This window comes from Plectonema cf. radiosum LEGE 06105 (assembly GCF_015207665.1).
Classification (GTDB): domain Bacteria; phylum Cyanobacteriota; class Cyanobacteriia; order Cyanobacteriales; family Nostocaceae; genus Rivularia; species Rivularia radiosa_A.
This window is the reverse complement of record NZ_JADEWL010000207.1, coordinates 1-8938: the sequence shown is the minus strand read 5'-3', so window position 1 is coordinate 8938 and position 8938 is coordinate 1. Positions and strand designations below refer to the sequence as shown.

The window sequence follows — 8938 nt, the reverse complement described above, 5'->3', positions numbered from 1 at the left end:
ACTGTCAACTGTTAACTCCTAACTCCTAACTCCTAACTCCTAACTCCTAACTCCTAACTCCTAACTCCTAACTCCTAACTCCTAACTCATTTAAACTACTGCCATTGCTGTATTTCGCAAAATTCCTTCTTTCTGAGCCATTAATAGCATTAAGTCAACTACACGACAGGAGTAACCCCATTCGTTGTCGTACCATGAGACTACTTTAAAGAAGTTGGAATTTAACTCAATTCCTGCACCTGCATCGAAAATGCTCGAATGAAAATTACCCTGAAAGTCTGTGGAAACTACTGCCTCCTCTGTATAACCTAAAATACCTCTCATTTCTCCTGCGGCGGCGGCTTTCATGGCGTTGCAGATTTCTTGATAGCTGGTAGATTTTTCAGTTTTGAAGGTTAAATCTACGACAGAAACATCGGGAGTCGGAACTCTCAATGCCATCCCTGTTAATTTTCCTTTGAGTTCTGGTAATACTAATGCTACAGCTTTGGCTGCACCAGTAGAGGCAGGAATGATGTTTTGAGCCGCACTACGACCTGCTCGTAAATCTTTCTTAGAAGGACCGTCTACGGTGGGTTGTGTGGCTGTCATCGCATGGACGGTAGTCATTAATCCTTCTGTTAAACCAAAGTTGTCGTTGATCACTTTAGCTATGGGGGCTAAGCAGTTGGTAGTACAGCTGGCGTTGGAAACTACGGTGTCTTTATCGGGGTCGAATAAGTCATGATTTACACCCATTAATAAAGTTTTGACTTTTTCTGGGTCTTTAGTGGGAGCAGAAATTATTACTCTTTTTGCCCCTGCTTTTAAGTGATTTGACGCACCTTCATAGTCTGTGAAAAGTCCGGTAGATTCAACTACATAATCTGCTCCCAATTTATCCCAAGGTAATTCTGCTGGATTTCTGACGGAAACACAAGGAATAAACTGTCCATTGACAACGATACCGTCTTCCTTTGATTCCACATTTCCGTTGAATTTACCGTGGGTAGAATCGTATTTTAATAAGTAGGCAAGGTTGTACGGTGGTACTAAATCGTTAATACCAACAAACTCAATATTAGGGTTATCAATACCAGCACGGAATACTAATCTACCAATCCTACCGAAACCGTTTATACCAATTTTTAATTTACTCAATTTATTACCTCCTGTTTTCAGTTACCAACGAACAATTAATTCAGGTTGAAACTTGATAATTTGCAACTAGGGTTTAACAGTTAGTAATTAGTAAACAGCAAACAGTTATAAATAAACAGTAAACAGCAAACAATTATCAAAAAAACGTAAGTTCTACAAGAATCACAGAAGTCGGGTTTTTACGAGCTTCTATCCGTAACATCAGAAAACAGTAATCAAAACCCGACTTCTTACGACATTCCCAAGCGGGAGTCTGGAACGAGTTAACTGTCAACTGTCAACTGTTCACTATATTTTTGCATTCACGTCCCTTCTCGAAGTCAGTAATGTTTGACAAGGTTGTTTGAGCGATATTTTGTAGAGCGTTTCGAGTAAAAAATGCTTGATGTGCCGTGATGACTACATTGGGAAATGTCAGCAAACGTTCAAATACATCGTCTTGAATTACTTCGTCTGATAAATCTTCAAAAAATAAATCACCTTCTAGTTCGTATACATCTAAACCTAAATAGCCTAACTTCTGAGATTTTAAAGCATCAATCACCGCTTTTGTATCGACAAGTCCACCACGACTGGTGTTGATCAACATTGCTCCCGGTTTAAATTGCTCTAAAGTTGTAGGGTTAATGATGCGATATGATTCCGGAGTTAAAGGACAGTGTAGAGAAACGATGTCCGATGTGGCGAATAATTCGGATAATTCTACATATTTCACCCCCATTTCCAAACATTCGGGGTTTTTGTAGATGTCGTATGCGAGTAAATTGCAGCCAAATCCTTTCATGATTTGAGCAAAACACATTCCTATTTTACCTGTACCAACTATACCGACAGTGGAACCATGTAAGTCAAATCCTAATAAACCATTAAGAGAAAAATTAGATTCCCTAACTCGGTTGTAAGCGCGATGATACTTACGATTTAAAGTTAAAATTAATCCCGCTGCGTGTTCTGCCACTGCATAAGGAGAATAAGCAGGAACTCTGACTAGGGTGATTCCTAAATCGGTGGCGGCTTTAATATCTACATTATTGAAACCCGCAGAACGTAAAGCAATCAACTTGGTGCCACCATTGGCGATCGCCTTGAGATTCTCAGCATTCAACTGGTCGTTAATAAAGGGACAGATTGCCGGAAATCCTGCCGCTAAAGCCGTAGTTTCACTGCTTAACCTTGGCTCAAAAAATATAAGTTCATGGGCGTGTTCGCCATTTGCTTCTGAAAGAAAGTGCCGGTCGTAGTTTTTAGTGCTGAATACTGCTACTTTCATAACATTCACAGGTTAAAGGTCACAGGTTAGAGGTCAAAGGTTAGAGGTCAATGGTTAGAGGTTAGAGGTTAGAGGTCAAAGGTTAGAGGTCAAAGGTCAGAGGTTAGAGGTCAAAGGTTAGAGGTTAGTTACCAATAAACCAACAACTAACCACTAACCACCATCAACTAACCACCATCAACTAACCACCATCAACTAACCACTAACTACTTACAAAATTTTCAAACCGGCTCTATCGGTTGAATATTCGTCGAGACTAACTTTGCAGGGTTGTATATTCCAAATTTCTTGACAATATTCCCAAATTGCCCTGTCTGAGGAAAATTTACCCATGCGTGCGGAGTTAAGAATTGACATTCGAGTCCAATTTTCTTTATTTCGATAGGCTTGGGAAACTTTCGCTTGGGTGTCGATGTATGATTGGTAGTCTGCGAATAGCATGAACCTGTCTTGGTTAAACAGCGAATCTAACAACGGGTTGAACAAACCGCGATCGCCATCGGAGAATTGTCCGCAAGCTATCAAGTCAATGACTTCTTTTAGCTGAGAATTGGATTCGTAATAACTCCTGGGGTTATATCCTTTCGCTTTCAATTCGTAAACTTCTGGGGTGGTTAAACCGCATAAAAAGAAGTTTTCCTCACCGACTTCTTCGCGAATTTCGACGTTAGCACCGTCAAGGGTACCAATTGTTAAAGCACCATTGAGGGCAAATTTCATGTTACCCGTTCCGGAAGCTTCTTTACCAGCGGTGGAAATTTGTTCGGAAAGTTCCGCACCCGCGTAGATGAATTGGCTTGAAGATACGTTGTAATTTGGTATGAATGCTACTTTTAAACGTCCGGCAACGTCTGTATCGCTGTTTACTACACTACCAACGGCATTGATTAATTTAATAATCAATTTGGCGATAAAGTAGCCTGGTGCTGCTTTACCTGCGAAAATAAATGTCCGGGGTAGAATATCAGCTTGAGGATTTTTCTTGATTTCGTTGTAGAGGGTGATGATATGAAAAGCATTGAGTAACTGACGTTTGTATTCGTGCAGTCGCTTTACCTGTACATCAAATAAGGAGTTGGTATCAACTGTAATTCCGTTAGATTTTTGAATTAATTTTGCTAATTCTTGCTTGTTGGCTTGCTTGATATCGCGCCAATTTTGCTGGAATTCTTTGTCGTCTATGAACTTTTCTAACTTTCGCAGTTCATCGAGATTCTTAATCCAATCTGTACCGATTTTATCGGTAATTAGACGAGCGAGTCGAGGATTTCCCAACAACAACCAGCGACGGGGAGTTACACCGTTTGTTTTGTTGATAAACTTCTCTGGGAATAATTCGTAGAAGTCGTGAAGAACATCTTTTTTGAGTAGCTCGGTATGGAGAGCTGCTACACCGTTAATTTTATGGCTACCGACACAAGCTAAATGTGCCATGCGGACTTTCCTTTCGTCACCTTCTTCAATCAAAGATAACCGGGATATCTTTTCCAAATCTCCAGGATAACGTCTTCTAACTTCAGCCAAAAAACGGAAGTTGATTTCGTAGATGATTTCTAAATGTCTGGGTAATAATCTCCCGAAAAGTGCCACGGGCCATTTTTCTAAAGCTTCTGGCAGTAGAGTATGGTTAGTGTAAGCAAAGGTATTTTTTGTAATATCCCAAGCTTTATCCCAAGACATTTGATGTTCGTCAATCAGTAGCCGCATTAATTCCGCGATACCAACTGAAGGATGAGTATCATTAAGTTGAATTGCAGCTTTTTCAGCCAGGTTATCTATAGTTTTAAAAATCTGTTGATGACGACGGAGAATATCTTGCAATGAACAGGAAACAAAAAAGTACTGTTGCTGTAAACGTAATTCCTTACCCTGCATCGTATCATCGTTGGGGTAGAGAACTTTGGAAATATTCTCTGAGAACATTTGACTACCTACTGCACCGATGTAATCACCAGCATTAAAAGCCTGTAGGTCAAATTCATCAGTTGCTTCAGCTTTCCACAACCGGAGAATATTCACTGTATCCACACCATAACCCGGTACGGGAGTATCATAGGGAACTCCAGATACTTTTTGCTGCGGTACCCACCGTGATTGGTATCGTCCGTTTCGATCATCGTAAACTTCAGTATGACCACCAAACTTGACTTCTACACGATATTCAGGTAGAGGAAGTTCCCAAGCATTACCAAAACTCAACCATTTGTCAGGGTTTTCTACTTGCCATCCGTTACGAATTACTTGCTCGAAAATCCCAAATTCATAACGAATTCCATAACCAACTGCGGGAATTTCCAGAGTTGCTAAAGAATCAAGATAACAAGCTGCTAGTCTTCCTAAACCTCCGTTACCCAATCCCGGTTCCCGTTCTTTTTCTAACAAGTCGTCTAACTCCAACCCGGATTCTTTAAGAACAGTTTTAATTTTTTCATAAAGACCGAGATTAATGAGACTATTTCCCGTATATCGACCCATTAAGAATTCAGCCGAGAGATAATAAACCGTTTTAACACGGTTCTCCATGTGAGTTTCGGCTGTTTTGATGCGTCGTTGCAGAATGCGATCGCGAACGCTATGGGCAACAGCCATATAATAATCGTGCAAGGTGGCAAAAAACTCACCTTTTCCTTGGACATAATAAAGACTATCAGCAATGGCACGTTTGAGAGTTTCCTCACTCATCCCAGTGCGATCGTCCTCGATTCTAACTTTAGCAATTTCAGGAGCAGGAACATTTTCCTGTGCTAAGTTACTATATTGTTGCTCGGATGAACTGCTACTCATTATGGTGATGTTGCTAAGATATCAAATTTACACTTATATCTAACCCTATAGCTTTATAGCATTCTCTCTCTTACACTTGCTCAAATAATTGGAAATTAGAGTTAGTTGACAGTTGACAGTTGACAGTTGATTCTCTCCCCATCACCCCATCACCCCATCACCCTATCTTCTAATACTCCCACTTCCAATCGCGAATTTCGGGCATATCTTCGCCGTGTTCACGAACGTATTGCTTGTGTTCAATTAACTTGTTGTGCAACATTTGCTTGACGTGAGCTGCCTTATATCCTAAGTGGGGAACTCTGTCAATGACATCATCTGCTAAATTAAAGCGGTCTAAGTCGTTCATTACCACCATATCAAAAGGTGTAGTTGTAGTTCCTTCTTCTTTGTAACCCCGGACGTGGAGATTTTTGTGATTTGTGCGACGATATGTTAAACGGTGAATCAGCCAAGGATAACCGTGGAAGGCAAAGATAATTGGTTTATCTGTGGTGAAAATGCTATCAAAATCTTTGTCACTCAAACCGTGGGGATGTTCGACCTCTGGCTGTAAAGTCATTAAGTCTACTACGTTTACTACCCTGATTTTTAATTCTGGGAAATTATCCCGTAATATATCTACTGCTGCTAAAGTTTCTAAGGTGGGAACGTCTCCAGCGCAAGCCATGACTACATCTGGTTCGGTTCCTTGGTCGTTACTTGCAAAAGCCCAAATACCGATCCCCGTGGTGCAGTGCTTGATTGCTTCATCCATATTTAGATATTGCAATGCTGGTTGTTTCCCGGCGACAATCACGTTAACGTAATGGCGGCTTCTCAAGCAATGGTCTGTTACTGAAAGCAGACAATTGGCATCGGGTGGTAGATATATTCTCACAACTTCAGCTTTCTTGTTGATAACGTGGTCAATAAAGCCGGGATCTTGATGGCTGAAGCCGTTGTGGTCTTGTCGCCATACGTGAGATGTTAATAAATATGTTAAGGACGCGACTGGTCTACGCCAAGGAATTTCACGGGTTGTTTTCAACCATTTCGCGTGCTGGTTGAACATTGAATCGATAATATGGATGAATGCTTCATAACAGGAAAATAATCCGTGACGACCTGTAAGTAGGTATCCTTCCAACCAACCCTGACAAGTATGTTCACTGAGAATTTCCATGATGCGACCGTCTGCTGCCAAATGGTCGTCGTATTCTAAGGTTTCTGCAACCCAAGTTCTCGAAGTTACTTTTAATACGTCACCTAGTCGATTGGATGCAGTTTCATCCGGACCAAATAAGCGGAAGTTGCGGCTATCTAAATTCAGTTCCATTACATCCCGCAGTAATTTACCCATAACACGGGTTGCTTCAGCAATGGTTTTTCCCGGTTCGGTAATTTCTACCGCATAGTTGCGAAAATCGGGCATTTTCAAATCTCGCAGCACAATGCCACCGTTAGCGTGGGGATTATCACCCATGCGTCGATTTCCTGTTGGTGCGAGTTCGGCTAATTCTGAAATTAATTTACCGTTTTCATCAAATAATTCTTCTGGCTGATAACTCTTCATCCAATCTTCCAATAATTGGACGTGTGCTGGTTCCGCAGCCATATTTGATAACGGTACTTGGTGCGATCGCCAATAATCTTCAGTTTTTTGTCCATCAACTTCTTTTGGTCCAGTCCAACCTTTGGGACTCCTCAGAATAATCATCGGCCATTGTGGACGCTGTTTGAAGCCATTTTTCCGCGCATCTTCCTGAATTTCACGGATTTCGTGTAGCACGGTATCCATAGTCGCCGCCATCAATTGATGCATGGCTTCTGGTTCGGAACCCTCAACAAAATAAGGCTTGTAACCATAACCTTCAAACAGTTTTTGCAATTCCTCATGGCTGATCCGAGCCAAAAGTGTGGGGTTAGCAATTTTATAACCGTTGAGGTGCAAAATCGGCAGTACTGCACCATCATGTACTGGGTTAAGAAACTTGTTAGAATGCCAACTTGCAGCCAACGAACCCGTTTCGGCTTCACCATCACCGACAACGCAAGCAACAATCAAATCAGGATTATCAAAAGCCGCACCAAAAGCATGAGAAACAGCATAACCAAGTTCTCCACCTTCATGGATGCTTCCTGGAGTTTCCGGCGCTACGTGAGAAGGAATTCCACCGGGGAACGAAAACTGTTTGAAGAGTTTTTGCATCCCTTGGGTATCTTGAGAAATATTCGGATAATATTCGCTGTAAGTTCCTTCAAGATAGGTATTAGCCACTAAACCTGGTCCTCCATGCCCGGGCCCTGCAATATAAATCATATTTAAGTCATCTCTTTTAATCACTCGATTGAGATGAACATAAATAAAATTCAAACCCGGAGTAGTTCCCCAATGTCCTAAAAGTCTCGGTTTAACGTGTTCTAATTTCAGCGGTTCTTTGAGTAAAGGATTATCCAATAAATATATTTGTCCAACTGAAAGATAATTCGCCGCATTCCAATAAGCATTAATCTTTCGTAATTCATCACTCTGTAATGGCTTGGCTTGGGGAGGGCTTGCTAAAGTCATAACTCAACTCCTAAATACAAACTTTGTGAATTTATTATTGTGTACTTTGTCTACTTTTTATATTTATATAAACTTAAATCCGTCACCATCTTTTATATCTAAATGAATATTTATTTAGAAAATAGTGTTATCGCCTCACTAAATCATTAAAAGGTACCTTACCTATAATAGTGAAATACATTATCATAACTAGCTTCGTTAATTGAAACAACCTCTAATTAGCTTTGATTTCACAAAATCATAGAATTTATATCATCAAATCATTAAAATTTTTTCAAATATCAACAACTCTTCAACAGAACAACTTGTTTGGGAGTTTAGCACAACATTTATTTCCTTGTTCAAATTTAACCGCAATTTAACCAAATGTTCTACTTATTAATAATTATGATTAACTTATTTAGAATAATGTATTGTATCTCATACAATCCAAATACTTCTTTAGATAGAAGATAACATTTAAAATTTACTTATTAGAATTCATTAAATATAGTAAGTATAGGAAAATTAATTAGTTGTAATACAAAATTCAAATCCAAATTGTCATGATTACCAAATCTGGAGAATTAAATCTCTAATAAACCAGTCGGTGGGGTAATTTCAATACGATTATTCAACAAATCAACCACCGGAACAATTTCTCTCACAAAAGGAATTAAAACAGTCTTAGAATTTGGGATTTTCTCTTCATCTCCTTGTCCCCTTGTCTCCTTATTCTCCAACCGCACTTCTAACAAATCATTGCCAGCATTAATCAAATCAACTACTGTACCGATAAATTCTCCACTATCCTGCATAAAAACAGATAAACCGACCAAATCCATTAAATGATACTCATCTTCACCCAACGGAGGGCGATCGCTTTCAGGTACAACTAACTTACAACCCCGTAATTCTTCAGCTTCATCCCGGTAGTTCACACCAGCTAACTGAATTACATACAGATTTTTACCTTCAAGAAAACGACCTTTAACTAATTCTACCTCTTCGGGTTCCGTTGTATCTGGACGCAACAACCAACGTTTACCGGGTACTTCAAAACGTTCGGGAAAATCCGTATCCGGATAAACCCGTAATTCACCATTCAACCCTTGAGGTGCAACAATCTTGCCAATTTCTAACCAACCCATTTCAGTTATCAGTAAACAGTTATCAGTGAACAGTTAGCAGTTAGGAATTTCTCCCCATCACCC

The 8938-nt window shown here is 40.0% G+C and carries 5 protein-coding genes; all 5 read right to left on the bottom strand.

All coding sequences use genetic code 11. The annotated features are described in order from the left end of the window. Positions 1-90 precede the first annotated feature (90 nt). Positions 91-1140 (bottom strand): type I glyceraldehyde-3-phosphate dehydrogenase, encoded by a 1050-nt coding sequence (gene gap / locus IQ247_RS30065; RefSeq protein WP_193925619.1) that lies wholly within the window; start codon positions 1138-1140, stop codon positions 91-93. A 277-nt stretch (positions 1141-1417) separates the two neighbouring features. Continuing rightward, entirely contained in the window at positions 1418-2410 is a 993-nt protein-coding gene (locus IQ247_RS30060) for a 2-hydroxyacid dehydrogenase (protein WP_193925615.1), read from the bottom strand. A gap of 210 nt (positions 2411-2620) precedes the next feature. Next, the gene (locus tag IQ247_RS30055; RefSeq protein ID WP_193925613.1) at positions 2621-5194 is read right to left on the bottom strand and encodes a glycogen/starch/alpha-glucan phosphorylase; all 2574 of its coding nucleotides are present in this window, start codon (positions 5192-5194) and stop codon (positions 2621-2623) included. Between the two features lie 169 nt (positions 5195-5363). Next, positions 5364-7745, bottom strand: a complete 2382-nt coding sequence (locus tag IQ247_RS30050) for a phosphoketolase family protein (protein ID WP_193925612.1) — start codon at positions 7743-7745, stop codon at positions 5364-5366. A gap of 566 nt (positions 7746-8311) precedes the next feature. Further along, a complete protein-coding gene (gene rimM, locus IQ247_RS30045) occupies positions 8312-8875 on the bottom strand; it encodes a ribosome maturation factor RimM (protein ID WP_193925611.1) in 564 nt (187 codons plus the stop codon). Positions 8876-8938: the final 63 nt, after the last annotated feature.